The sequence below is a fragment of the Shouchella lonarensis genome, from assembly GCF_900096965.1.
Taxonomy (GTDB): domain Bacteria; phylum Bacillota; class Bacilli; order Bacillales; family Bacillaceae_D; genus Shouchella; species Shouchella lonarensis.
In genome coordinates this window covers 186,856-210,898 of record NZ_FMYM01000006.1, presented here as the reverse complement: position 1 = coordinate 210,898, position 24,043 = coordinate 186,856, and the positions used below count along the sequence as shown (strand labels likewise).

Below are 24,043 nucleotides of genomic sequence, written 5' to 3'. Positions count from 1 at the left end.
CCCTTCCATTGGTTATCTTTTTTCAATTGCAATGACAAAAGGTGGATCATTTTGTTGGTTGATAAAAGCATACTGTAGTACATGAAAGTCGGTTTGTGATAGGGCAGTGACACGATTTAATACGGTGTCTTTTTCTTGTTTTCCTGTTTCGTGTCCGGAATATATGACAAGGACAACGAGTCCATGTTGCTTTAGTTGTGACAAGATGGTATGAAGTGCGTGGACTGTTGCACTGCCTGTAGTCGTAATGGACTTATCGCCTCTTGGTAAATAGCCGAGGTTAAAAATGGCTCCGGTGATCACCGAATTCCGGAAAGCTGAGATTTCTGCTAATGTTTCGTGGCCTTGGCAATATAAAGATACGCGGTCATTGACACCGGCTGTTTTCAAGCGTTCCGTTGTGCGGGCAATCGCGGCCGGTTGAATATCTGTACCAATTACGTGCCCGGTATCACCGACAATTTTTGCCAAAAACAATGTGTCGTGCCCGTTGCCCACCGTCGCATCAATGACTGTATCACCTGGCTTCACTGTTTGTGCCAGGAGCGTGTGTGCAAAAGGGATCGGACCTAATAGTGTAGTCATACCGTCTCTCCTTATGTTCAGTATGAAGCGTAGTATCTTACAAAAAGAGTGTACCATAATTGCATTGTTTAGGCGAAGTCATTTTCATTGCCTTTTTTAGTTGGAGCAGCTACACTACCATAAGTTAAAGTAAAATGTTGTAAGTAGATAAGTGAGAGGAGGAAAAGACATGCCTAAGTCGATGTGGGTACTCATCATTGCTGTTGTAATCAATGTAACCGGTGCGTCTTTTCTGTGGCCATTAAATGCTGTCATTATGCATGACGTATTAGGGCAATCGTTGACTGCTTCAGGTTTTGTGCTCATGCTCAATGCAGCTGCAGGCGTGACGGGAAATTTAATTGGCGGACGACTGTTTGATAAGGTCGGTGTTTATCCAGGATTAGTTGCAGCAATTACAATTGCCGTCATTTCTTCCATCTCACTCGCGCTTTTTTTTGAAACGTATGCATTATATGCATTATTTCTAGTCGGCATTGGCTTAGGCTCGGGTATGATGATGCCGTCCATGTACGCACTCGCAGGGAGTTTGTGGCCGGACGGAGGCCGTCGTCCATTTAATGCCGTTTATGTTGCCCAAAATGTCGGTGTCTCCCTTGGTACCGCACTGATTGCCGTCATCACATTGGTTCGTCTCACAGATGTGTTCATTGCCAATGCGCTCATGTATGTAGGCCTACTCATTTTTGTGGTCATTTTTTTCCGACCATTTAAAGCGCAGCAACAGACGACAGCGGACGCACGACTGCAACAGGCACGTACGTCCTTTAAAAAGCAATATCGGCTGCATTCTTTGTTACTCATTTGCGCTGCTTTTCTCATTTGCTGGATCGGTTATACGCAGTGGCAAGCGAATGTCAGTGTGCATATGCAAGTGCTTGGATTGCCCCTTCCTTATTATAGTTTGCTATGGACAATCAATGGCTTACTCATTGTATTTGCCCAACCACTTGTGAAATGGCTCATTCACAAAGGAAAGCTGTCGATGAAGGGACAAGTGACTACCGGCATCATTGTTTTTTCTATTTCTTATCTTGTGCTGACGCAGGCAAGTGCCTTTTCGATGTTCCTGTGCGCAATGCTCATTTTGACTCTCGGTGAGATGTTCGTTTGGCCAGCGGTGCCAACGATTGCGAGCCAATTAGCACCACCCGGGAAGTCGGGAATGTATCAAGGGATTGTTGGTAGTGTATCTACGGGGGGACGGATGATTGGTCCTTTATTTGGTGGCATGATTGTTGACCATTATTCTATGCATGTCTTACTCATGATCATCAGTGTGCTCCTTTTATGTGCCTTGCCGCTCGTCCGTTTTTATGATTGTCCATTGAAAAAAGAGAAAACTGAAGATGTACGACTTGTATAAGAGGCTATGGTTACACGACGATAGCCTCCAAGTGTGCATAAAACAAGCGCATTAAAGCCAAGCTTTTTAAAGAAGAAGGCTTGTTTGCTATTTTGTCATACATAAGTATATAAATATGTTGCTTTAGGAAACAAAAAGATCCATAATAGAATTATATTGTGAATTAATTCACAAACTTTTTTCTACAGGAGGGCTCACGAATGAAAGAAAAAGGAACCCGCGTGGTACTCATTGGCACAGGAGCTGTCGGAAGTAGTTATGCATTTGCAATGATGAATCAAGGTGTGGCTGAGGAATTTGTCATGATTGATATGAACCGAGATAAAGCGTTTGGCGATGTGATGGATTTAAACCACGGAAAAGCATTCGCGAATAAACCGACGAATGTATGGCTAGGTGAATACGCTGATTGTAAGGATGCCGATATTGTGTGCATTTGTGCTGGGGCAAGTCAGCAGCCTGGAGAGACACGACTTGATCTTGTGGAAAAAAATATGGTCATTTTTAAAGCCATTGTGACGGAGGTCATGGCAAGTGGTTTTGATGGTATTTTCTTAGTAGCAACGAACCCGGTCGATATTTTAACACAGGCGACGCAAGCATTTAGCGGCTTACCGAAAGGTCGAGTCATTGGAAGTGGGACGACATTGGATACGGCACGCTTGCGGTATATGTTAAGTGACTACTTTGATGTTTCCGTGAAAAATGTGCATGCATATATTATTGGTGAGCATGGTGATACGGAGTTGCCGGTTTGGAGTACAGCGACAATTGGCAACGTCCCATTAGATGAGTACTTGCAACGTCATGATGCGTACTGTCAAGAGGATTTGGATAAAATTTTTCTCGATGTGCGTGATGCTGCGTATACCGTCATTAAGCATAAAGGCGCGACATATTACGGGATTGCGATGAGTCTCGCTCGTATTACAAAAGCGATCTTAGGAAACGAGGCGGCGATTTTAACTGTAAGTACGTTCTTGAATGACGAATTTGGTCAAAATGATGTTTGCATCGGTGTCCCGGCTATTGTTGCCCGGAGCGGCGTCAGAACAGTGGTCGAAATGACGCTTTCAGATGAAGAGCAAGAAAGACTCACGCATAGCGTAAACACATTAAAAGCGATTTATGAACCAGCAATGCATAAAGCGATGCAAAAATAAGGCAAAGTTTTGTTGTTTGACTTGACTTCTTGCCCCTCTTTCGCATACAATAACATCATTCATAATGGAAAACGATGATAGTGGAGTAGTAACGTGTTGCTCGGAAAAAGAGAACTGACGGTTGGTGCGAGTCAGTCAACAGCGCATGTGAACTCGCCATTTAGTATTAAAGGTGAACGCAATTGTAACCTTTGACGGTACACACCGTTATGTGTAAGTGAACAGGCAGTATGTCTGTTAATGTGGGTGGTACCGCGGGAGTCAATAACGCTCGTCCCTTTATTGGGAGGGCGTTTTTTGTGTTTTATATTAACAAAGGAGGCGAAAGACATGTCATTTTCACATCAAACAATTGAACAAAAGTGGCAACGTTATTGGGATGAGTTGCAAACATTTAAAACGAAAGAAGAAGGGGATGCCCCGGCATTTTATGTATTAGATATGTTCCCGTACCCATCTGGCTCAGGATTGCACGTTGGGCATCCAGAAGGGTACACCGCAACAGACATTTTGGCACGTATGAAGCGAATGCAAGGATACAATGTCCTTCATCCGATGGGCTGGGATGCATTTGGTTTACCCGCTGAGCAATACGCGCTTGATACAGGCAACCATCCAGCCGACTTTACGGCAGAGAATGTGGCGACATTCAAGCGGCAAATGAAAGAACTCGGTTTTTCATACGACTGGTCACGGGAAATTAATACGACAGATCCTAGCTATTATAAGTGGACACAGTGGATTTTCATTAAGTTATATGAAAAAGGACTTGCATATATTGACGAAGTGGCTGTCAATTGGTGTCCGGCGCTCGGTACGGTTCTTGCGAATGAAGAAGTCATTGATGGCGTGAGTGAGCGTGGTGGTCATCCAGTAGAGCGCCGCCCCATGAAGCAATGGGTGTTAAAAATTACCGAATATGCCGAGCGGTTACTGGCGGACTTAGATGAGCTAGATTGGCCGGAAAGCTTAAAAGAAATGCAGCGCAACTGGATTGGCAAGTCAGAAGGCGCGGAAGTCACTTTCCCTGTCGAAGATCATGAAGTGCGCGTCTTTACGACCCGAGCGGATACGTTATTTGGGGCAACGTACGTCGTGCTTGCACCAGAGCATGCCCTTGTCGACCAAATCACAACTAAAGCACAAAAAGAAGCAGTTGAGGCATATAAAAAGCAAGTAGCAACAAAAAGTGATTTAGAACGGACAGAGCTAGCAAAGGAAAAAAGCGGCGTCTTTACTGGCGCGTATGCGACAAACCCAGTGAACGGGGAGAAGATTCCGGTTTGGCTTGCTGATTACGTGCTTGCTAGTTACGGTACAGGTGCAGTGATGGCTGTCCCTGCCCACGACGAGCGTGATTATGATTTCGCCCGGACATTTTCATTGCCAATTCGTGAAGTCGTTGCTGGTGGGAACATCAATGAGGCAGCTTACACGGAAGATGGCACGCATATTAACTCCGACTTTTTAAATGGCTTAACGAATGAGGCAGCGATAGCAGAGATGATCGCTTGGTTGGAAGAGAATAAAAAAGGTACACGGAAAGTAACGTATCGTTTGCGCGATTGGTTATTTAGTCGGCAACGTTATTGGGGTGAGCCGATTCCAATGATTCACTGGGAAGACGGTTCGATGACACCTGTCCCTGAAGAGGAATTGCCATTAGAATTGCCGGAGCTCTCCGTCTTTAAGCCGTCAGGAACTGGCGAATCTCCACTAGCCAATGCGACCGATTGGTTAACAGTGACAGATCCAAAGACAGGGATGAAGGGTCGCCGAGAAACAAATACGATGCCGCAATGGGCAGGGAGCTCATGGTACTATTTGCGCTACATTGATCCACACAATGACAAAGCACTTGCTGACCCGGAGAAGCTCAAAAAATGGTTGCCAGTTGATACGTATATCGGCGGGGTAGAGCACGCGGTGTTGCACTTGTTATACGCCCGTTTCTGGCATAAAGTGTTGTACGACATCGGTGTTGTTCCGACAAAAGAACCGTTTCAAAAACTTTTTAACCAAGGAATGATCCTCGGCGAAAACAACGAAAAGATGAGTAAATCAAAAGGGAACGTCGTCAATCCTGATGATATTGTGCGAAGCCACGGTGCGGACACACTTCGGTTATATGAAATGTTTATGGGACCGCTCGAAGCATCGGTGACGTGGTCGACGAACGGATTAGACGGGGCTCGGCGCTTCTTAGAACGGGTGTGGCGCCTCATTGTTCAGGAAGAAACAGGAGAACTGAGTGAGAAAGTGCAAGACACAGAAGGTGAAACAGCGTTTGTGCGTACCTATCATCAAACGGTGAAAAAAGTGACCGAAGACTTTACAGCTTTGCGCTTTAACACGGGGATCTCGCAACTGATGGTGTTTGTGAATGAGGGCAATAAGCAAGCGGTGCTACCAAAAACGTTGATTGAAGGATTTGTCAAATTGCTTTCTCCTGTGGCACCGCACCTAGCAGAAGAACTGTGGCAAAGGCTTGGTTATCGTGAGACGATTGCATATGCGGAATGGCCAACGCATGATGAAGCACTCCTTGTTGACAATGAGATAGAAGTGGTTGTCCAAATTAATGGGAAGGTAAAGGCGAAGTTGACAGTCGCAAAAGACGTGTCACGTGAAGAAATGGCGGAAATTGCGCAAGCAGATGAAAAAGTGCAAACCGCGATTGGTGATAAGTCGATCCGGAAGGTCATTGCGGTACCAGGGAAGCTTGTGAATATTGTTGTTGGATAGAAGGAATGAGGAAGGGGCTGTTGTATGCAGCCTCTTTTTCGAGCGTATTGTAACAAGAATATAACCGCATGTAGTTGCATCATCTTTAGCGATGCTTTGGTTTGAAAGTATGAATCGAGAAAAAATAGGAATGTCCCGAATTCTTTTCCATGGGAGCACTTGCTCTCGGTGATAAAGGGAGAGTTGACCGCTTGGATACAGAAGAAATAGAAAGAAAGGGCTGTGATGAAGATGTCTCTATTTTCCTTCGCGGGTTGCCAAAATCTCTTTTACAAAAGATTCTTTTGCGTTACTGTAATCGTTTTGGTTCGTTGCATGGCGTTCAGCAAGATGTTTTTTCAGCTGCTCATAGCGCAGGCGTGCATCCTCATGAGTACGCAAATAGTCACGGAAATATAAGTGATCTCGCCACCATTGTCCATCTTTTTCTACGATATGTAAAACCATCGTTTTTATTGCTTCTTCCACATCAGAAAATTGTGCATAAACAATTTTCCCTTGGATCTTTACTCTCTCTAAAGGATAAATATGATGTTGTTTGAGTGTTTCCTTAGGGAACCTCTGCGCCATCGTGAGAGACGGTAGTCCAATGAGCACATCGAGCATTGGTTTTGCGCAAATACTGGGAATTGCGGTTGAACCGATATGTTCAATCAAAGGATTGAAAGGTGCCAACATCTGTAGTAGTCTTTCTTTTTCCTCGTGAAACAGTGACTGCCATTTTGGATTGTATGGAGTGAGTTCAATGTGACCATTTTTAAGCCCAAGCATGTAAGTGCCTCCTAAAAATAATAGCATCAAATTATAAAACTAGTAGATACTTAACATATCACATTTAATTGTAAATGAAAAATGTGATGGTTGTGTTGGACGATAATATGAAATCAAAGAGCGCATGCTACTTTCTGCTGTGTTTTCACCATAGTGAAAGGCAATGATTCCGAAACTACCTATAATCCCCTCCCATTATGTAAAATTGTCTAAATGCTCGCGAAAAGCTAGACGTTTACAACAATGTGTCGTATTATGTGTATGAACCGAAAAGTACATACACGATCTGCTATTCTTCTTTACGGTGTGACATATTTGATGATAAACTATTTTCAAGAAGTCTGCACTACTTTTTTGTCACATTAAAGTATCAATAGAAAATAGAGAATCGCGTAGAAAATAATTCAACAAAATAGAAGGGGGAATATAAAGAATGGAACCACTTAAAGAGACAAGGTTTGAGGAAGAGATTACTTTTCCCGAGAAAGCCAATATTTTAACATTTTTAATTAGCCCTGTGAAACAGTTTGTTCGGATGCGGGAAGAAGTGGCTGTGTCTGGTGCAGTTTTATTAATACTTGGGATTGTGTTACTCGGCTTGATTTTTCCAGCATTCATTGGCCAAGGCGGACTGTTCGAGCCGAAAGAGGCGCCGGCGGAAGATAATTTGGGCATGGATATGTATAGCATGGGCGGTATGGGTATGGGTTTTGATGAATTTGGAGGGCAAGGTGGCGCAGACAAAGCTAATCCTGAAGCGGAAAATCTTCTTTTAGGTTTAGGTCTTGGTGTGCTTATTTTAGCTGCTTTTGCGGGAGGTCCAGCATTACTTTCCCTATTGTTTTTGTTAGTCGCTAAAATAGGTGAGCGACCAGTAACCTATTATCAGTTGTATGCGATGACGGTTTTTTCTACGCTCGTGTTGGCAGTTGGATTTTTCCACTTTATGATTATGAACACGGTAAACGCAACGTACTCGTATGTATATGCAGCACCATCTGTTTTTGTTGATGCAGATAGCAATTGGTATTCATTACTTGCGACCTTGAACGTTTTTGCAATTGTATTTGCAGTGCTTATTGCGATTGGTCTAGTAAAGGTGGCGCACATGCGTAAAATTGTGGCGATTTTAGTGGCATTCGGTTGCTTAGTTGGCTACTTTCTGGTCAATCATTTAGGAGGTGCGCTTGTATGATGGTTGTTAAAAAGGTGTTGATAGGGCTTGTACTTGTGGCAGGTCTTGCTACTTTTTCTATGTTTGGAATGAAGAATTCTAAAGAAGCGGCAGGGAATCAAGGGGTACCAGAAGTCATGTTACAACCGGTTTCACATGGTGCTTCAGATATCACAATTCCTGTCTCAGGACAATTAGAATTATCACAAAGACAAGTGGTGACGTTGTCTGAAGATAAGCCGGAGTACAAAATTCTCGTTAAAGTTGGTGATGAAGTAAAAAAAGGCACACCAATTGTGCAGTATTCGACAGAAGAGATTGACCTTGAGATTGAAGCGGCACAAGGAGAATTAGAGACGCATAGAGGAACGTTATCGGAATTATCAACACAAGCAAGTGACATTCAAAAACAAAAGAAAAGTGACGCTGTAAAGCCAAAGAAAGAAGCAGATAAAGATACAGGTGAAGAGATTGAGGTTCCTCCAGATGTGACTGTCAAAGAACTAGATAAAAGTTTAGCAGATCTGGAAAATCAGCGAAAAGCAACAAACCGTGAGCTAAAACAAGCACAGCAACAGCTAGAAACATTGAAAAAGAAAAAAGAAGCATTGACGGTTAAAAGTGATTTTAATGGGACTGTCGTCAAAAGAAATGATCATCCAGGTGAGGCAGTTGATACGTATTCTGGTCAAACAGACCAAACGCTTGTAGAAGTGGCTGATTTAAATAAATTCATTCTGAAAGGAACAATTTCTGAGGATCAGACGTTGCAAGTGGAAGAAGGACAGAATGTTGAGGTCAATGTGGATATAAACGGTTATATGGGTGAAGGAAAAGTCATTGAAGTTGGTTATTTCCCATCCGAAGGCGAAATGGATATGTATCCGGGAGAAGAAGCAGGGGCTACATATCCCATTACCATCGAGATAGGGGGCGAAGATTTATCTGAGCTGCGTCCGGGGTACCAAGCACGCGCGGATATCATTGTTGGGACAAGAGAAGGGATGATGATCCCGCTAGAAGCGTATAAAAATGATGGCATCGACCATGTATATGTATACGAAGACGGTCGGGCTGTTCGCAGGGATATCGTCATTAATCAAGAGAGTTTACCAAGTGAAGGCGGCGCTGACGATGTCATGGAAATTCAAGTTGAAAGTGGCTTAGAAGAGGGGGATCAACTCATATTGTTGCTTGACCCGTCGATTCAACTTGAAGACAATATGAAAGTCAAATTAGCTGATGGTGTTGAAGCGGACGATGGTTTCGGTGATTTGGAAGATTTTGATGATGAAAATGTGGATGAAGAAGGTATAGAGGAAGCAGAAGAGGGCGGCACTGAAGATCAGCAAGAAGATCAAACCGATAATAAGGATGACGACGCATGATCGAGTTAAAGCGTGTTACAAAATCATTTAAAATTGGTCAGACGTATTCACAAGTGTTATCGCCGCTGGATTTAACGATTGAAGAAGGGAGCTTTATGACAATCATGGGTCCCTCTGGTTCAGGGAAGTCAACGCTGATGAATATTATTGGTTGTCTTGATAAACCAACGACAGGGGCATATCTCCTTGACGGGCAAAATATCGGTGCGATGAGTGAGCGACAGTTGGCAAAGATTCGCAATGAGCAGATTGGTTTCGTGTTTCAACAATTTCATCTGTTACCAAAATTATCAGCATGGAAAAATGTGGAACTCCCGTTGGTTTATGCTGGGATGGATAAACGTGAGCGTTATGTTCGGGCTCATAAAGCATTAGCAAAAGTAGGGCTGCTAGACTGGGCTGACTATGTTCCTGCTTCTTTGTCAGGCGGACAAAAACAACGAGTTGCGATTGCGCGTGCGCTTGTGAATGAACCGACAATTATTTTGGCCGATGAGCCGACCGGTGCGCTGGATACAAAGACGAGCGTAACTATTATGGAATTGCTACAGTCTTTGAACGAGTCTGGGACAACCATTGCGATCATTACCCACGAACCAGAAGTGGCTGAATGGACAAATCGGACGGTATTTGTCCGTGACGGACAAATACAAGAGGTTCCTGCCTCTTAATCGTTAGAAAGGATGGGACCGATGAATATCATTGAAAATATTAAGATGGCATTCCAGTCAATTCAAGCACAAAAAGTCCGTTCTTTACTAACGATGCTTGGCATAATTATTGGCATTGCCGCGACAATGGTTGTTGTTGCAATTGGAGAAGGCGCTCGTGCACAGTTGCAAGAGGAGTTAATTGGGACTGAAAATGTCCGAGAAATTCGCATCAATGACATGAAGTTATGGGACGATCAAGCCAATTCTACAAAATTTATGATGATGGGCTATAGAGCATTCACAGATGAAAATTTCGAAAAACTTGCGGAGTTACCTAATGTTGAAGCGGTTGTCCCGATGATGCAAAAAGAAATTGAATTAAAAAAAGGAGAGAAGGGAGAGGAAAACGAGGAAGATTCAGAGTTAGAGTCTGTCATGGTGACGGGGGTAAATCGAGACTATTTTGACGTATATAATCTTGAAATAGCTGATGGTCAGACGTTTCAAGATGCTGATTATTTAATTGGAACGAGAAAGGCAATTGTATCTCCACAATTAGCCGAGCAAATTTTTCCCTCTGAATCTCCGGTAGGAAAAAAAGTACAATTGGGCACAGATCGTGTTGAGATCATTGGTGTGCTTGAGCCGCCGGAAAGTGTCATTCAGAAAGAAGGGATGATGCAAAGTTTGTTTGTAACTCAAGCGCTTTGGAAGAACATATCGTCGATGTGGGGTTTTGAAGAAATCAGCAATGTATTGATTTCAAGTGATTCAGTGGAAAATGTAGAATCTGCTGCTAAAGAAGCAGTGAAGCTATTGCATCAAGAAAATGAGATGACGGATGTGTATGAAGTGGTTGATAAGGAAAGTGAAGTCAAAGCCAACAGCTCTATTGACAGCACCATGACCACCATCGTCGGCGGCGTCGCCGCCATCTCCCTCATTGTCGGCGGTATTGGTGTTATGAATATCATGCTTGTCTCAGTGACAGAGCGGACGCGTGAAATAGGGATTCGGAAATCAATGGGCGCGACAAGGGGACAAGTGTTATTTCAATTTCTCGTTGAATCAATCGTCCTTACAATTGTAGGGGGAATTTCCGGCGTCTTACTTGGCGGCATATTATTACCGATTGTTGAGCCGTTCTTAAATGGTGCAGAAGTAAAACTGTCGCTACCGGTTATCGGTATTGCAACGGGTTTCTCAGCTTTCGTTGGAATTTTGTTTGGTATTTTGCCAGCACACAAGGCGGCAAACCTCGACCCGGTCGAAGCATTACGCCATGAATAATGAACGTGTATGTGTGGCTGCATTTATCTTGCAGGCACACATACGTAAAAAATCCCGTTGACATCTCTCTCTCCTCATGCTATAGTATTAAAGTGTAAGTTTCATAAAGCAAGAAGAAGCGCCTGCTTCTCACCTGTTTGACGTTCGTTGCCAGGTTAGTCATTCATTATGTATGTTTTCGTAGCGAATGAAATGTGGGCGTCTTGCGTCCACATTTTTTGTGTGTTGATGTTGCACTTACATCTTATTGGAGGTGGCCCATTATTAGCAAAGATATGTTCGTTAACGAAGGGATTCGAGCACGAGAAGTTCGGCTTGTTGGCGCAAACGGTGATCAAATTGGTGTCAAATCAAAATTTGAAGCGTTAGAGATGGCGCAAAATGCCAATCTCGATCTTGTATGCGTGGCACCAAATGCAAAACCGCCCGTGTGCCGGATCATGGATTACGGCAAGTTCCGTTATGAGCAGCAAAAGAAAGACAAAGAAGCACGGAAAAAGCAAAAGGTCATTACTGTAAAAGAAGTTCGGTTAAGCCCGACAATTGAAGATAATGATTTTAACACGAAACTGCGCAATGCGCGTAAGTTCTTAGAAAAAGGCGATAAAGTGAAAGCGTCGATTCGCTTCCGTGGTCGAGCGATCACCCATTCTAGCATTGGACGTGACGTGTTAGAGCGTCTAGCGAAAGAATGTGAAGATATCGCAGTGATTGAATCGCGTCCGAAGATGGAAGGACGTAGCATGTTTCTCGTCATGGCACCAAAGCCAGAGAAATCATAGGTTTATGAATAAGGGAGGACAATTGTTATGCCTAAAATGAAAACGCACAAAGGCGCTGCAAAGCGTTTTAAAAGAACAGGATCTGGCAGCTTGAAGCGTGCACGCGCATATACAAGCCACTTGTTTGCAAATAAATCAACAAAGCAAAAGCGTAAGCTCCGTAAAGCAGCAATGGTGCATAGTGGAGACTTTAAACGCATTCGTCAAATGCTTACGTACAAGAAAAAATAACCAGTTCGGTATAGACCAAGGAGGGATTTGCGATGCCAAGAGTCAAAGGCGGTTATGTCGCACGTCGTCGTCGTAAAAAAATATTAAAATTAGCCAAAGGGTATTACGGTTCGAAACACACGTTATTTAAATCAGCCCAAGGACAAGTAATGAAGTCCTTGCTGTATGCATACCGTGATCGTCGTCAAAAGAAACGTGACTTCCGGAAGTTGTGGATCACACGTATTAATGCAGCTGCACGGTTGAACGGACTTTCTTATAGCCGTTTAATGCACGGCTTGAAGTTAGCCGATATTAATGTGAATCGTAAAATGCTAGCAGATTTGGCAGTGCACGATGAAAAAGCATTTGCTGAGTTAGCAACAAAAGCAAAGGCTCAGTTGAAATAAGAAAAAAGATGTCGTCCCCATGTGACGGCATCTTTTTTTAATGCTTTCGTAAAAACTCTTTGATAGGAGAGGGCCAAATCATTTGTGCTTTTGGATAGCGCAATCCAATCTCTTGTTCGATAAAATGGAAATCATCATGGTCGAATCCTTGTAAATCATGCTTTTCTGCTTTCATGTAAATATGTTCAACCGAAAAAGAACCTTGTGTTGCAGATAAATATTTTTCTCCTTCAAACAAAACACCTTTATACGTTAATTGAAAGTTTTTCCGAACGTTTTTCTCGTCATCTAGAAAATAAAACTGCTTCGTCTCGTGAGCTTTTTGTAGTTTTCGATTTGGATGCATGAAATAAGTAACAATACTATACACAAAGATGACAGCAATTGCGATAAGTAACAGACGGAAAATGTAAACAAGCAATGTCGCGTCCTCCTTTCTCTTTTAGATAGATTTGGTGTGAAAAAAGAGACCTTTGTGCGTATATACGATGATGCCACAAGATTGGTTTCAAAATAACAATAAAAATTTGTTTCAACGCGTTCTTTTCTGTATACTAAAAGAAGAATTGAGTGCTGAGGAGTGTGGAATGTGGACGAAAGATTAAAGATGTTAAAAGCATTAACAGATGCGAATGGAATTTCTGGGTTTGAACAAGAAGCACGTGATGTCATGAAGTCTTATATCGCACCATATGCCGACGAAGTGACGACGGATCAACTTGGCAGTTTGGTCGCAAAGAAAGTCGGTGCTGAAGACGGGCCAAAAATTATGGTGGCTGGTCATTTAGATGAAATTGGATTTATGGTAACAAAGATTGATGATAAAGGTTTTATCCGCTTCCAGACGATTGGTGGTTGGTGGGGACAAGTCATGCTTGCGCAACGTGTGACTGTGATGACGAAAGCCGGAAATATTGATGGTGTCATTGGTTCAACACCGCCGCACGTGCTATCACCTGAAGCACGGAAAAAACCAGTTGATATTAAAGATATGTTTATTGACATTGGTGCGTCTTCAAAAGAAGAAGCCACTGAGTTTGGTGTGAAACCGGGTGATCCAATTGTCCCGGTATGTGAATTTACAGTGATGAAAAATGACAAATTACTTATGGCAAAAGCATGGGATAATCGCGTAGGCTGTGCGATTGCAATTGATGTATTACGAGAATTAAAAGACGTAGCGCACCCAAATACCGTTTATGGTGTTGGCACCGTCCAAGAGGAAGTCGGTCTACGCGGGGCGAAAACAAGTGCACATATGATTAAACCAGACATTGCTTTTGGTGTAGACGTCGGCATCGGTGCGGACACACCGGGAGCAAAAGGTGAAGGAAAACTTGGAGATGGGCCACAAATCATTTTATATGATGCGTCAATGATTGCCCACAAAGGGTTGCGTGACTTGGTTGTACAAGTGGCAGATGAGCAAAAAATACCGTATCAGTATGATGCCATTTCTGGAGGCGGAACGGACTCTGGCGCGATTCATTTAACAGCAGATGGCGTGCCGGCACTATCCATTACAGTGGCAACCCGCTACATCCATACACATGCGGGCATTATGCATCGGGATGACTATGAAAATGCTGTAAAACTAATCGTTGAAGTCATTAAGAAGCTTGACAACGATACGGTGAAGGCGTTGACGTTTCAGTAAAGGCACATAAAACCGCTCCCTCATGGATTGGGGGAGCGGTGCTTATGCCTTTAGCTACCTTGTAGTCCTTTACTAATGTCGGCGCATAATGCATCTTTTTTCGCTTTATCAGCATGTTCCCAATAAACTTCGAATAGGACACCCAGCCCAGGAAGCATTTTTTCTTCGCCCTTTTCAATTGCGTCAACAACGGTTGCTTCGACTTCATCTTGACTACTTCCTTGAATGTTGGCCATGATGGCACTGCGTAAGTTGAAGCTCATGTCTGTGACCTCCTTTTTTCGGTTTTAACAAAAGCTTAAATGACAAATCTGTTTGTAGTATGTCGTAAACTAAACTCAATTATGTGTGGAGAAATGGGGATACTGTTGGAGATGGAAAAAATGATACAGATTGAGTCGCCAAAAAATGAACAAGTTATAAAGTGGAAAAAATTACATACGAAAAAGGGGCGCGCGCAGACAGGATGCTTTTTAGTAGAAGGGATCCATCTTGTCGAAGAGGCATTGCGGTCAAGCTGGATTGTGGAGACAATTTTGACGACAAATGTAGCACCATTTCCAGGCGAAAAGACAAGGGTGGTCCATGTAAGCGAGCGTGTCATGAAGGAACTGTCTGAGACAAAATCACCACAAGGTGTGATCGCGATTTGTCGCAAGAAAGAGATGACGCCCCAATCTAAATTAACGGGCATATATGTCTTATGTGATCGTATACAAGATCCAGGTAATGTCGGGACGATCATTCGCACAGCACTGGCTGCAGGTGCAAGTGGTGTCGTGCTTGGCGCAGGTTCAGTTGATCTGTTTCATGCGAAAGTGATTCGCGCAACACAAGGGGCTTTTTTCCATTTACCTGTGTATCATGGGGTGCTTACTGAATGGATTGAATCATTTCAAACACAGCGTGTGCCTATATACGGGACATCATTACACGATGCGGTTTCCTACAAGCAAGTAAGCCCCATTTCGGATGTAGCGCTTCTTTTAGGAAACGAAGGAGAAGGGGTGGACGCGTCCCTGTTGAAACAGGTAGATAAAAAAGTATATATCCCGCAACATCCTAAAGCAGAGTCATTAAATGTTGCGGTTGCATGTGGCATTTTTTTATATCACTTCATGAAAGACATGCCGGTAAAATGAATTTGAAATGAGAAGGAGGAATCAACGGTGCGAGATCAATTAGAAGCATTGAAGAATGCGGCGCTTACAAAAGTCGCACAAGCAGAAGATGAGCAACAGTTACAAGAGATACGTGTCGCTTATTTAGGAAAAAAAGGTCCAATTACGGAGGTGTTGCGGGGAATGGGACAACTTTCTCCGGAAGAGAGACCTAAAATTGGTGCACTTGCAAATGAAGTACGTGACCAAATTCGGATTGCGATGGAAGAAAAAGGATCAATTTTAAAAGAGAGAGCTGTCGCAAAACAATTGGCAAGTGAAACCATTGATGTGACATTACCTGGTCGCCCTGTTTCTCAAGGAACAGCACACCCTTTAAGTGCAGTCATTGATGAATTGGAGACGATCTTTTTAGGGCTCGGCTTTTCGATTGAGGAAGGACCAGAAATTGAAAGTGACTATTACAATTTTGAAGCAATGAATTTGCCAAAAGATCACCCTGCGCGAGATATGCAGGATTCATTTTATTTCACGGACGAGCTATTACTTAGGACGCAAACATCACCTGTACAAGCGCGCGTGATGGAAAAGCATGCAGGTCGCGGTCCAGTGAAAATTATTTGCCCCGGGAAAGTGTTTCGTCGCGATGATGACGATGCAACGCATTCACATCAATTTATGCAAATGGAAGGTCTCTATGTGGACCACCACGTAAGCATGAGTGATTTGAAAGGGGTGTTGTCTTTATTTGTGAAGCAATTCTTTGGTGCGGAGCGCTCCATCCGTTTGCGTCCAAGCTTTTTCCCGTTTACCGAACCGTCGGTAGAAGTGGACGTTTCATGTGGAATTTGCAGCGGACAAGGATGCCGGGTATGTAAACAATCAGGGTGGATTGAGGTACTTGGTGCAGGAATGGTTCATCCGCGTGTCCTAGAGATGAGTGGCTTTGATCCAAATGTATACAGTGGGTTTGCATTTGGTATGGGCATTGAACGTTTAGCGATGCTCAAATATGACATTGATGATATCCGTCATTTTTATACAAATGATGTGCGTTTTTTACGGCAATTTAAGGGCGTCTAAAGGAGGGGATTCGTATGCTGGTTTCATATAAATGGTTACAGGAGTATGTAGATGTGTCTGATCAAACACCGCAAGACATTGCAGAAAAAATGACACGCGGTGGGATAGAGATTGATTTTGTTCATGCGAGAAACAGTGGTGTGAGCGATGTCGTCGTTGGCTATGTCAAAGAGATCGCGCCACATCCAGATGCTGATAAGCTGCGTGTATGTCAATTAGATATTGGCGCAGAAGAGACGGTGCAAATTGTATGTGGGGCTATCAATGTTGACGCAGGTCAGTTTGTTGCGGTTGCAAAAGTTGGGGCCCGCTTACCTGGTGGAATGAAAATTAAGAAAGCAAAACTGCGTGGACAAGTGTCGCATGGCATGATTTGTTCTTTGCAAGAGTTAGGGATTGACAGTGCACTTATACCAAAACATGCGGCAGAAGGTATTTACGTATTTGCCCCAGACGCAGAAGTTGTTGTTGGGCAAGATGTGTGCGCATTGTTTGCGCTAGATGATGATGTGCTAGAGCTCGATTTGACGCCAAATCGGTCCGATTGTATGCATATGCTTGGTGTTGCGTATGAAGTGGCTGCATTGTATGACCGTACAGTGCATGTTCCCGAAGTGAGCACACCGGAGCGCACTGAGACAACCAATATTTCTGTGTGCGTTGATAACCGAGATGACACGCCGTACTATCAGGCGACAGCTATTATAGGTGTTACGGTTGCCCCATCGCCTTTATGGTTACAAAATCGTTTAATGGCAGCGGGCATTCGTCCGATTAATAACGTTGTTGATGTGACTAATTATGTATTGTTAGAGTATGGTCAACCATTACATGCGTTTGATCATGAAGCGTTTGGATCGAAAGAAGTGCTCGTCCGCCGGGCACAAGAAGGAGAACGTTTTACAACGTTAGATGGTGTGGAACGTTTACTGACTGAAGAGCAATTGGTTGTGACGAACGGTACGACTCCGGTCGCTTTAGCTGGAGTGATGGGTGGACGTGATACAGAAGTGAACGAAAAGACGACATCCATTTTACTTGAAGCAGCGGCGTTCCATCCAACGGTTGTGCGTCATTCCGCACGTACTGCTAGTTTACGTACGGATTCTAGTGCGCGCTTTGAGAAAGGGATCAATGAAGCACGTGTGGCCGAAGCCGCCCAGCGCGCAGCGGCGCTCATTCAAGAACTGGCAGGAGGCACTATTTTAGCATGTGCCGCCGCAGACCATCGGCAGTTAGCGCAGGTAGTTGTTTCACTCAATATTGACGCGATGAATAAGCGTCTCGGCACGTCTTTATCATTTGCTGATGTAGGTGACATGATGAGACGGTTACAGTTCTCTTATGAGGAGTGCGGAGAAAATTTAAAAGTGATGATCCCTGCTCGTCGTGCTGACATTCGAATTCCAGAGGATTTGTACGAAGAGATTGCGCGCATCTATGGTTATGATCGTCTGCCGGTAACGCTGCCTGAGGGCGTAATGGCACAAGGGAAACGCACAATTTATCAAGAGAAGCGACAACGAGCGAAACGTTTCCTTGAAGGTGCAGGTTTGTCGGAAGTCATTTCATATTCACTCACAAGTAAAGAAAATGCTGTCCATTACATGGAGGAAGACTGTAAGCCAATTCAATTGTCGATGCCAATGAGTGAAGCGCGTAGTACGATGCGAACAAGTTTGTTGCCGCATCTGTACGATATTTGTACGCATAACTTGAACCATAAAAACAACGATTTGTTCATTTATGAAACCGGTTCGGTCTTTTTAACGACAGAAGCAACATTAACAGCGTCACCGAAGGCAACTGAGCGTTTGGCTGCACTCGTGACCGGACGGTATCTCACGCATCCGTGGCAAGGAGAAGAAAAGCAAGTGGACTTCTTTCTGTTAAAAGGGATATTAGAAGGGTTGTTTGCTGCGCTACGAGTAGAAAAAGAGATCACATTCACCGCTTGTACACGTGATGGTTTTCATCCTGGACGGACAGCGCGCATTGCGTTGCATGGAACAGAGATCGGTTTTCTAGCGCAAGTACATCCATCCGTTGCCGAACAACTTGATTTAAAAGAGACATATGTGTGTGAACTTGACCTTGAAACGTTGCTAACATGTGAACAGACACAAAATGTGTTTGCAGGTGTCCCTCGTTATCCAGCAGTGACGCGTGACATCGCGCTTGTTGTTAATACAACGGTTGCAACAGGTACATTACAATCGCTTATTTACAGTGCAGGTGGGGCATTGCTCACAAATGCAGCTTTGTTCGATGTGTATGAAGGAGAGCATATGGACGAGGGGAAAAAATCGGTTGCATTTGCGCTCACATACCGCCATGCTGAACGAACGCTAACCGATGAAGAAGTAACGAATGTCCACGAGCAAGTGTTAGCAGTACTGGAAAAAGAAGCAGGCGCAACGTTGCGTGCAATGTAAAAGCAGTGCTGAAGTTCACCTTTGAGGAGAGAGGGAGGAATTGTCTATGTGACAGTCTGCCCTTTTTCTATTTCTGGAGTCGTAGCGATATATGAACATGGATAACCTTTTGATGAGCAGCGGTTGGGTTTTCATTTTTCGTGCTTCATGGTATGATAAACATCAGTTTATGAGTATGATAAGAAGTGTTAAAGGAGGTTTTTTCATGTCAAACGACGCTGAGAAACAGCGAACGAAAGTTCATATTCAAGGACAAGTGTATCACGTCGTAAGTCATGAAGAGCCAGCGTCTGTACAAGAAGCTGCCACTTATATAAATGATAAAATGGCACAACTCAAGACGAGGAATCCTTCTTTAGACACAACGAAACTGTCTGTACTTACTGCTCTAAATATTGCAGATGACTATTTAAAATTGAAGCGTCAGCAAGAAGGAGAGAGAAATGGTTAGTTTAATATTAATACTTCTACTGATCTTTGGCTTTTTTATTGGGAGACGCCGAGGATTTATTTTACAGTCTATTCATTTAGCAGGCTTTTTTGTTGCGATATTCATTGCTTACCGTTATCATGCAGCACTCGCAGAAAAAATTCGCCTATACATCCCATATCCGGAGCTTTCTCCTGATAATACATTTGGGATGCTCATTCAATCGTTTGGGGCTGAGCGAATTTATTATGCGGCCATCGCTTTTGCCATGCTGTTTTTTGGGACAAAGATTATTTTACACATCATTGGGTCAATGCTAGATTTTGTTGCCCACTTGCCGTTTCTGCATACAGTCAACAAACTGCTTGGTGGCATTTTAGGATTTCTAGAGTTTTATTTAATTACGTTTGTGGTTGTTTATGTAGCGACGGTTGTTCCGATTGATGGTGTACAAACGGCGCTGCAGCAATCGACGGTGGCGAAGTGGATGGTTTATCACACACCTTATTTATCGGACTGGCTCCAGTCATTATGGACGAATTTTAATTTTTAACGATTGGCTCGCTCAAGGGAGCGAGCTGTTTTTCTTGTCATAGGATCGTATGGTCACGGACTCAAGGAGTGAGAAGGATGGATAAAAAGCAAGCAATTCATGTATTGGAGCTTATCGCGCTTTATCTCGAGATCAAAGGCGAAAACCCATTTAAAATTGCCGCATATCGGAAAGCAGCACAAGCACTTGAGCGTGAAGTGCGAGCATTGTGGGAGATTGAAGATGTAAGTACGTTAAATGGGATTGGCAAAGCGACAGCTGAAGTGTTGACAGAGCTGCAAGAGACAGGAACGTCATCACTGCTTACTTCGCTTGCAGAAACGTTACCAGAGAGCCTCCTTACCTTGCTACGATTACCTGGGCTTGGTGGTAAAAAAATAGGCAAACTGTACCGAGAATTAGGTGTGATAGATGAAAAAACGTTACTTTCGGCATGCGAACAAGGAAAAGTCCGTTTACTAGCTGGGTTTGGCGCAAAGTCAGAGGAAAAAATTATTACCGTACTCAAGGAGCAACAAAAAGGACCAGACCGTTTCCCAATCGAAGTGGCACTGTCTGTTGCAGCAACAATTGAAGTTCAGTTAGAAAGGATGCCAGGAGTGGCGCGATTCTCACGCGCAGGTAGTTTGCGGCGTATGCAAGAAATGGTGAAAGATATTGATTTTGTCATTGCGACAGACGACCCGCACACTGTTCGGACACATTTGTTACAATTGTCTAACTTAGTGGATGTTATTGCCCAAGGAGAAACAAAAGTTTCTGTATCTCTTCAATTAGAGCGTGGCGTCATTTCTGTTGATTTTAGGCTTGTGACTGTCGCGGAATTTGCAACAGCGCTCCATCACTTCACTGGCTCGAAGACGCACAACATTTATATGCGGCAACTTGCCAAGAAACAAGGGGAAAAGATTAGTGAGTATGGCGTAACAAATGTAGCGACAAATGAAACGATGACTTTTCAGGATGAGCAAGCGTTTTTTTCCCACTTTAATTTGCCGTATATGCCACCTGAGGCACGGGAGGACGAGTCTGCCTTTTCACGTTATGCCGAGTGTCAGACTGATGTTTGGGCGAGTGATGCGAAAGCGGATTTACATATGCATACGGTTTGGAGCGATGGTGCGAATACAATTGAGGAGATGGTGGAAGCCGCACGGTCCAAAGGTTATACACACATTGCCATTACAGATCATTCGCGATCTTTAAAAGTTGCACATGGATTATCCACGAAGCAATTACAAGAACAACATGAAAAGGTTCGTCGCTTAGATGAACAATACACAGATATTCACATATTGACTGGTGTAGAAATGGACATTTTGCCAAATGGTACACTCGATTATCCAGATGAAGTATTAAAAGAAATCGATTTTGTCATTGCTTCTATTCACTCAGGATTCTCACAAAGCCGGTCAGACATCATGTACCGTATGCGGCAGGCGATGGAAAACCCGTATGTTCACTTGATCGCGCATCCAATGGGTCGGCTCATTGGTCGGCGCCCTGGCTATGACATCGATGTGGGAACATTAATTGATTGGGCCGAGGAGACAGGGAAGGTACTTGAGCTCAATGCGAATCCAAGACGGCTTGATTTAGAAGTGAAATGGTTGAAGCAAGCAGCTTTACAAGGCGTTCCAATTGCAATTAACTCTGATGCACACCGGGTGTCAGGTCTGGATGTGGTTGATTATGGTTATGCATATGCGCGGAAGGCGATGTTGACCCCTGATAATGTGTTGAATACATGGAGCTTTGAGAAATTCCGGCAGGAGATCCTTTTGCGAGGAAAATAACCGTTTACAAAACGGCAGTATATGTTGGGGGGATATTAAATGATGGAGCGCGTACAACGCGTATTAGAATACGACAAAATGAAGCAACAATTATTAAGTTTTGTCGCTTCCTCTCTAGGGAGGAGGAAAGTAGAAGCCCTTATACCTTCTCGTCAGATTGACGAAGTGATCGAGTGGCAACGTGAGACGGCTGAAGCTGTTGATGTGCTTCGATTAAAAGGTGCTGTCCCTTTAGGGGGAATTACAGATATTGGTGCTCATGTGAAGCGGGCACAGATCGGGGGAGGGTTGTCAGCGACGGAGTTGACTGAAATCGCCGCCACTTTATACGGAGGGAAGCGGACAAAACAGTTTTTTACTAACATCATTGCTGATGAGCTTCTGTCGTTACCATTGCTAGGCGCATATGTGGAACAAATTGTGCCATTAACGCCGTTAGAACAAGCAATTAAGCAATGTATTGATGACCACGGATATGTACTCGACCAAGCGAGCGGGACGTTACGAACAGTACGCGCCCAAATCCGCACGTTTGAAACAACAATTCGGACAAAATTAGAGCAATTTACAAGGTCATCACGAAGTATGTTATCGGATGCACTTGTGACAATTCGGAATGATCGTTATGTAATCCCGGTTAAACAAGAGTATCGCTCGTCTTTCGGAGGCATTGTCCATGACCAGTCTGCCTCTGGCGCAACCTTATTTATTGAACCAGGTGTCATTGTTTCTTTGAACAATCAGTTAACAGAAGCAAAGTCACGGGAAAAGCGAGAAATCGAGCGTATCTTAGCTGACCTTTCAAATCAAGTGGGCGTTGAAGGTGCGTCATTGTTGTTAAATCTTGAGATGCTTGCGCAGATTGATTTTGTCGTGGCGAAAGCGCAGTACGCCAATGCAATAAGAGCAGTCCAACCAAAATTAAATGACCAAGGATATATTCATTTAAAACAAGCTCGTCATCCACTTTTATCCGCAGACGAAGTCGTACCCATTGAAGTAGCGATTGGCAATGATATTCGCTCCCTCGTCATCACCGGTCCGAATACAGGCGGTAAAACAGTGACATTAAAAACGATAGGGCTGCTTTCTTGTATGGCCCAGTCTGGATTACACGTGCCAGCGGAAGAAGAAACAGAACTAGCGGTCTTTGCGCACATTTTTGCGGACATTGGAGACGAGCAATCAATTGAGCAAAGTTTAAGCACCTTCTCCTCCCATATGAAAAACATCGTTTCCATTCTTGAACAAGTGAATGAACAAAGCCTCGTCCTCCTAGATGAGCTCGGCGCTGGTACAGACCCGACAGAAGGTGCGGCATTGGCCATGGCCATATTAGATCATCTTTATGGACTCGGTGCACTTGCGGTGGCAACGACGCATTATAGCGAGTTGAAAGGCTATGCCTACGAACGGACAGGTGCGTTGAATGCAAGTGTTGAATTTGATGTGGAGACGTTGCGTCCGACGTATCGCTTACTTGTCGGTGTACCCGGGCGAAGTAATGCATTTGCCATCTCTAAACGACTTGGATTGAATGAAGGAATTATTACGGCAGCTAAAGTTGAGATGACGCGTGAAGCGGGTCAAGTGGAAAGAATGATTGCGTCACTTGAACAACGGCAAAAGGAAGTTGAGCAGGCACGAGAAGAAGCGCTTGCTGTGCAACAGGACGCAGAAACATTAAAAAAGCAGCTAGCGCGAGAATTTGCTCGTTTTGAGCGGGAAAAACAGCTTCGTTTACAGGAAGTAGACAAAAAGGCAGCACAGGCGCTTACAGAAGCGAAGGAAGAAGCTGAAATGATCATTGCTGAACTTCGGGACTTACAGAAGCAAGGGACTGCTGTGAAAGACCATCAGCTTATTGAAGCACGTAAACACTTAGAAGAAGCAGCTCCGAAGCTCTCTCAACAAAAGCCAACATCAAAAGGACAGATGGAGAAAATGACGGAACGAGCACCACAACCGGGTGATGAAGTAAAAGTGTTAAGTTTAAACCAAAACGGGAGTATTGTGAAGAAAGTCGATGACAAAACGTTCCTCGTTCAGCTCGGTATGATGAAGATGTCCGTTGCAACAGATGATATGCAGCTTTTGAAGAGCAGCAAAAAAGAGACAAATACAGCGAGCACAACATCACTTAAACGCACAAACATGCACGTGTCACCGGAACTTGATTTACGTGGTGAGCGCTATGAAGAAGCAATGAGACGCGTAGAGAAATACATTGATGACGCGCTCCTGGCCGGTTATAGCAAAGTATCAATTATTCATGGTCACGGTACTGGCGCGCTTCGAAAAGGTGTAAAAAAATTGGTTGCAGCACATCCACGCATTAAAACAACGCGAGATGGTGGCATGAATGAAGGGGGACTAGGTAATACTGTGATTGAATTTATGTAATGTGATGGAATGAGAGAGGAAGAGTGTA

At 43.8% G+C, this 24,043-nt stretch carries 22 protein-coding genes and 2 other annotated features; of the genes, 18 read left to right on the top strand and 4 right to left on the bottom strand.

Going from position 1 to position 24,043, the window contains the following annotated elements:
- Window positions 1-12 precede the first annotated feature (12 nt).
- Window positions 13-585 (bottom strand): tRNA 5-(aminomethyl)-2-thiouridylate-methyltransferase MnmM, encoded by a 573-nt coding sequence (mnmM, locus tag BLT29_RS08100; protein ID WP_090775814.1) that lies wholly within the window; start codon window positions 583-585, stop codon window positions 13-15.
- 169 nt (window positions 586-754) lie between these two features.
- Here mnmM and BLT29_RS08095 point away from each other — a divergent pair, with 169 nt between their 5' ends.
- From BLT29_RS08095 to leuS, 3 genes are all read left to right on the top strand, one after another.
- Window positions 755-1,951 carry an MDR family MFS transporter gene (locus BLT29_RS08095; protein ID WP_090775813.1) on the top strand — a complete coding sequence of 399 codons (1,197 nt, stop codon included), beginning with the start codon at window positions 755-757 and terminating at the stop codon, window positions 1,949-1,951.
- Between the two features lie 200 nt (window positions 1,952-2,151).
- Entirely contained in the window at window positions 2,152-3,114 is a 963-nt protein-coding gene (locus tag BLT29_RS08090; protein WP_090775812.1) for an L-lactate dehydrogenase, read from the top strand.
- Window positions 3,115-3,179: 65 nt separating this feature from the next.
- Window positions 3,180-3,396: a binding site (T-box leader), on the top strand.
- Between the two features lie 48 nt (window positions 3,397-3,444).
- On the top strand, window positions 3,445-5,859 hold the full coding sequence (gene leuS, locus BLT29_RS08085) for a leucine--tRNA ligase (protein WP_090775811.1): 2,415 nt from the start codon (window positions 3,445-3,447) through the stop codon (window positions 5,857-5,859).
- Window positions 5,860-6,096: 237 nt separating this feature from the next.
- Here leuS and BLT29_RS08080 read toward each other — a convergent pair whose 3' ends face one another.
- Complete coding sequence (locus tag BLT29_RS08080) at window positions 6,097-6,630, bottom strand: GrpB family protein (RefSeq protein WP_176763864.1); 534 nt, start codon at window positions 6,628-6,630, stop codon at window positions 6,097-6,099.
- A gap of 433 nt (window positions 6,631-7,063) precedes the next feature.
- Between BLT29_RS08080 and BLT29_RS08075 the strand changes: the two genes are divergently transcribed.
- From BLT29_RS08075 to rplT, 7 genes are all read left to right on the top strand, one after another.
- The gene (locus tag BLT29_RS08075) at window positions 7,064-7,825 is read left to right on the top strand and encodes a YIP1 family protein (RefSeq protein WP_090775809.1); all 762 of its coding nucleotides are present in this window, start codon (window positions 7,064-7,066) and stop codon (window positions 7,823-7,825) included.
- Window positions 7,822-9,192, top strand: a complete 1,371-nt coding sequence (locus BLT29_RS08070) for an efflux RND transporter periplasmic adaptor subunit (protein WP_090775808.1) — start codon at window positions 7,822-7,824, stop codon at window positions 9,190-9,192. The genes BLT29_RS08075 and BLT29_RS08070 overlap by 4 nt, the downstream gene beginning before the upstream one ends.
- Window positions 9,189-9,863 (top strand): ABC transporter ATP-binding protein, encoded by a 675-nt coding sequence (locus BLT29_RS08065; RefSeq protein WP_090775807.1) that lies wholly within the window; start codon window positions 9,189-9,191, stop codon window positions 9,861-9,863. Before BLT29_RS08070 ends, BLT29_RS08065 begins: the two co-directional genes overlap by 4 nt.
- A 21-nt stretch (window positions 9,864-9,884) precedes the next feature.
- Window positions 9,885-11,135, top strand: a complete 1,251-nt coding sequence (locus BLT29_RS08060; RefSeq protein WP_176763863.1) for an ABC transporter permease — start codon at window positions 9,885-9,887, stop codon at window positions 11,133-11,135.
- 104 nt (window positions 11,136-11,239) lie between these two features.
- Window positions 11,240-11,362 (top strand) — a sequence feature (ribosomal protein L20 leader region).
- A gap of 48 nt (window positions 11,363-11,410) precedes the next feature.
- The gene (infC, locus tag BLT29_RS08055) at window positions 11,411-11,917 is read left to right on the top strand and encodes a translation initiation factor IF-3 (RefSeq protein ID WP_141769871.1); all 507 of its coding nucleotides are present in this window, start codon (window positions 11,411-11,413) and stop codon (window positions 11,915-11,917) included.
- Window positions 11,918-11,944: 27 nt separating this feature from the next.
- Entirely contained in the window at window positions 11,945-12,148 is a 204-nt protein-coding gene (rpmI, locus tag BLT29_RS08050; protein WP_090775805.1) for a 50S ribosomal protein L35, read from the top strand.
- Window positions 12,149-12,180: 32 nt separating this feature from the next.
- Entirely contained in the window at window positions 12,181-12,537 is a 357-nt protein-coding gene (rplT, locus tag BLT29_RS08045) for a 50S ribosomal protein L20 (RefSeq protein ID WP_090775804.1), read from the top strand.
- Window positions 12,538-12,574: 37 nt separating this feature from the next.
- Here the strand turns inward: rplT and BLT29_RS08040 are convergent, their stop codons facing one another.
- Entirely contained in the window at window positions 12,575-12,958 is a 384-nt protein-coding gene (locus BLT29_RS08040; protein WP_090775803.1) for a sigma-w pathway protein ysdB, read from the bottom strand.
- 168 nt (window positions 12,959-13,126) lie between these two features.
- Here BLT29_RS08040 and BLT29_RS08035 point away from each other — a divergent pair, with 168 nt between their 5' ends.
- On the top strand, window positions 13,127-14,194 hold the full coding sequence (locus BLT29_RS08035) for a M42 family metallopeptidase (RefSeq protein ID WP_496196933.1): 1,068 nt from the start codon (window positions 13,127-13,129) through the stop codon (window positions 14,192-14,194).
- A 50-nt stretch (window positions 14,195-14,244) separates the two neighbouring features.
- Here BLT29_RS08035 and sspI read toward each other — a convergent pair whose 3' ends face one another.
- On the bottom strand, window positions 14,245-14,457 hold the full coding sequence (gene sspI, locus BLT29_RS08030; protein ID WP_090775801.1) for a small acid-soluble spore protein SspI: 213 nt from the start codon (window positions 14,455-14,457) through the stop codon (window positions 14,245-14,247).
- A gap of 120 nt (window positions 14,458-14,577) precedes the next feature.
- Between sspI and BLT29_RS08025 the strand changes: the two genes are divergently transcribed.
- From BLT29_RS08025 to BLT29_RS07995, 7 genes are all read left to right on the top strand, one after another.
- Window positions 14,578-15,336, top strand: a complete 759-nt coding sequence (locus BLT29_RS08025; RefSeq protein WP_090775831.1) for a TrmH family RNA methyltransferase — start codon at window positions 14,578-14,580, stop codon at window positions 15,334-15,336.
- Between the two features lie 27 nt (window positions 15,337-15,363).
- Entirely contained in the window at window positions 15,364-16,398 is a 1,035-nt protein-coding gene (pheS, locus tag BLT29_RS08020) for a phenylalanine--tRNA ligase subunit alpha (RefSeq protein WP_090775800.1), read from the top strand.
- Window positions 16,399-16,412: 14 nt separating this feature from the next.
- On the top strand, window positions 16,413-18,833 hold the full coding sequence (pheT, locus tag BLT29_RS08015; RefSeq protein ID WP_090775799.1) for a phenylalanine--tRNA ligase subunit beta: 2,421 nt from the start codon (window positions 16,413-16,415) through the stop codon (window positions 18,831-18,833).
- A gap of 205 nt (window positions 18,834-19,038) precedes the next feature.
- Window positions 19,039-19,284, top strand: coding sequence for a cell division protein ZapA (locus BLT29_RS08010; RefSeq protein ID WP_090775798.1), 246 nt, complete (start codon window positions 19,039-19,041; stop codon window positions 19,282-19,284).
- Window positions 19,277-19,816 carry a CvpA family protein gene (locus tag BLT29_RS08005; protein ID WP_090775797.1) on the top strand — a complete coding sequence of 180 codons (540 nt, stop codon included), beginning with the start codon at window positions 19,277-19,279 and terminating at the stop codon, window positions 19,814-19,816. The genes BLT29_RS08010 and BLT29_RS08005 overlap by 8 nt, the downstream gene beginning before the upstream one ends.
- Window positions 19,817-19,893: 77 nt before the next feature.
- Window positions 19,894-21,612: a DNA polymerase/3'-5' exonuclease PolX gene (gene polX, locus BLT29_RS08000; RefSeq protein ID WP_090775796.1), complete on the top strand. Its 1,719-nt coding sequence runs from the start codon at window positions 19,894-19,896 to the stop codon at window positions 21,610-21,612.
- Window positions 21,613-21,654: 42 nt separating this feature from the next.
- On the top strand, window positions 21,655-24,015 hold the full coding sequence (locus BLT29_RS07995) for an endonuclease MutS2 (protein WP_176763866.1): 2,361 nt from the start codon (window positions 21,655-21,657) through the stop codon (window positions 24,013-24,015).
- Window positions 24,016-24,043: the final 28 nt, after the last annotated feature.

Bases quoted from the DNA above. Each gene is read 5' to 3' on its own strand.
- mnmM (WP_090775814.1), bottom strand. From the start codon at position 585: ATGACTACACTATTAGGTCCGATCCCTTTTGCACACACGCTCCTGGCA.
- BLT29_RS08095 (WP_090775813.1), top strand. From the start codon at position 755: ATGCCTAAGTCGATGTGGGTACTCATCATTGCTGTTGTAATCAATGTA.
- BLT29_RS08090 (WP_090775812.1), top strand. From the start codon at position 2,152: ATGAAAGAAAAAGGAACCCGCGTGGTACTCATTGGCACAGGAGCTGTC.
- leuS (WP_090775811.1), top strand. From the start codon at position 3,445: ATGTCATTTTCACATCAAACAATTGAACAAAAGTGGCAACGTTATTGG.
- BLT29_RS08080 (WP_176763864.1), bottom strand. From the start codon at position 6,630: ATGCTTGGGCTTAAAAATGGTCACATTGAACTCACTCCATACAATCCA.
- BLT29_RS08075 (WP_090775809.1), top strand. From the start codon at position 7,064: ATGGAACCACTTAAAGAGACAAGGTTTGAGGAAGAGATTACTTTTCCC.
- BLT29_RS08070 (WP_090775808.1), top strand. From the start codon at position 7,822: ATGATGGTTGTTAAAAAGGTGTTGATAGGGCTTGTACTTGTGGCAGGT.
- BLT29_RS08065 (WP_090775807.1), top strand. From the start codon at position 9,189: ATGATCGAGTTAAAGCGTGTTACAAAATCATTTAAAATTGGTCAGACG.
- BLT29_RS08060 (WP_176763863.1), top strand. From the start codon at position 9,885: ATGAATATCATTGAAAATATTAAGATGGCATTCCAGTCAATTCAAGCA.
- infC (WP_141769871.1), top strand. From the start codon at position 11,411: ATGTTCGTTAACGAAGGGATTCGAGCACGAGAAGTTCGGCTTGTTGGC.
- rpmI (WP_090775805.1), top strand. From the start codon at position 11,945: ATGCCTAAAATGAAAACGCACAAAGGCGCTGCAAAGCGTTTTAAAAGA.
- rplT (WP_090775804.1), top strand. From the start codon at position 12,181: ATGCCAAGAGTCAAAGGCGGTTATGTCGCACGTCGTCGTCGTAAAAAA.
- sspI (WP_090775801.1), bottom strand. From the start codon at position 14,457: ATGAGCTTCAACTTACGCAGTGCCATCATGGCCAACATTCAAGGAAGT.
- BLT29_RS08025 (WP_090775831.1), top strand. From the start codon at position 14,578: ATGATACAGATTGAGTCGCCAAAAAATGAACAAGTTATAAAGTGGAAA.
- pheT (WP_090775799.1), top strand. From the start codon at position 16,413: ATGCTGGTTTCATATAAATGGTTACAGGAGTATGTAGATGTGTCTGAT.
- BLT29_RS08010 (WP_090775798.1), top strand. From the start codon at position 19,039: ATGTCAAACGACGCTGAGAAACAGCGAACGAAAGTTCATATTCAAGGA.
- BLT29_RS08005 (WP_090775797.1), top strand. From the start codon at position 19,277: ATGGTTAGTTTAATATTAATACTTCTACTGATCTTTGGCTTTTTTATT.
- polX (WP_090775796.1), top strand. From the start codon at position 19,894: ATGGATAAAAAGCAAGCAATTCATGTATTGGAGCTTATCGCGCTTTAT.
- BLT29_RS07995 (WP_176763866.1), top strand. From the start codon at position 21,655: ATGGAGCGCGTACAACGCGTATTAGAATACGACAAAATGAAGCAACAA.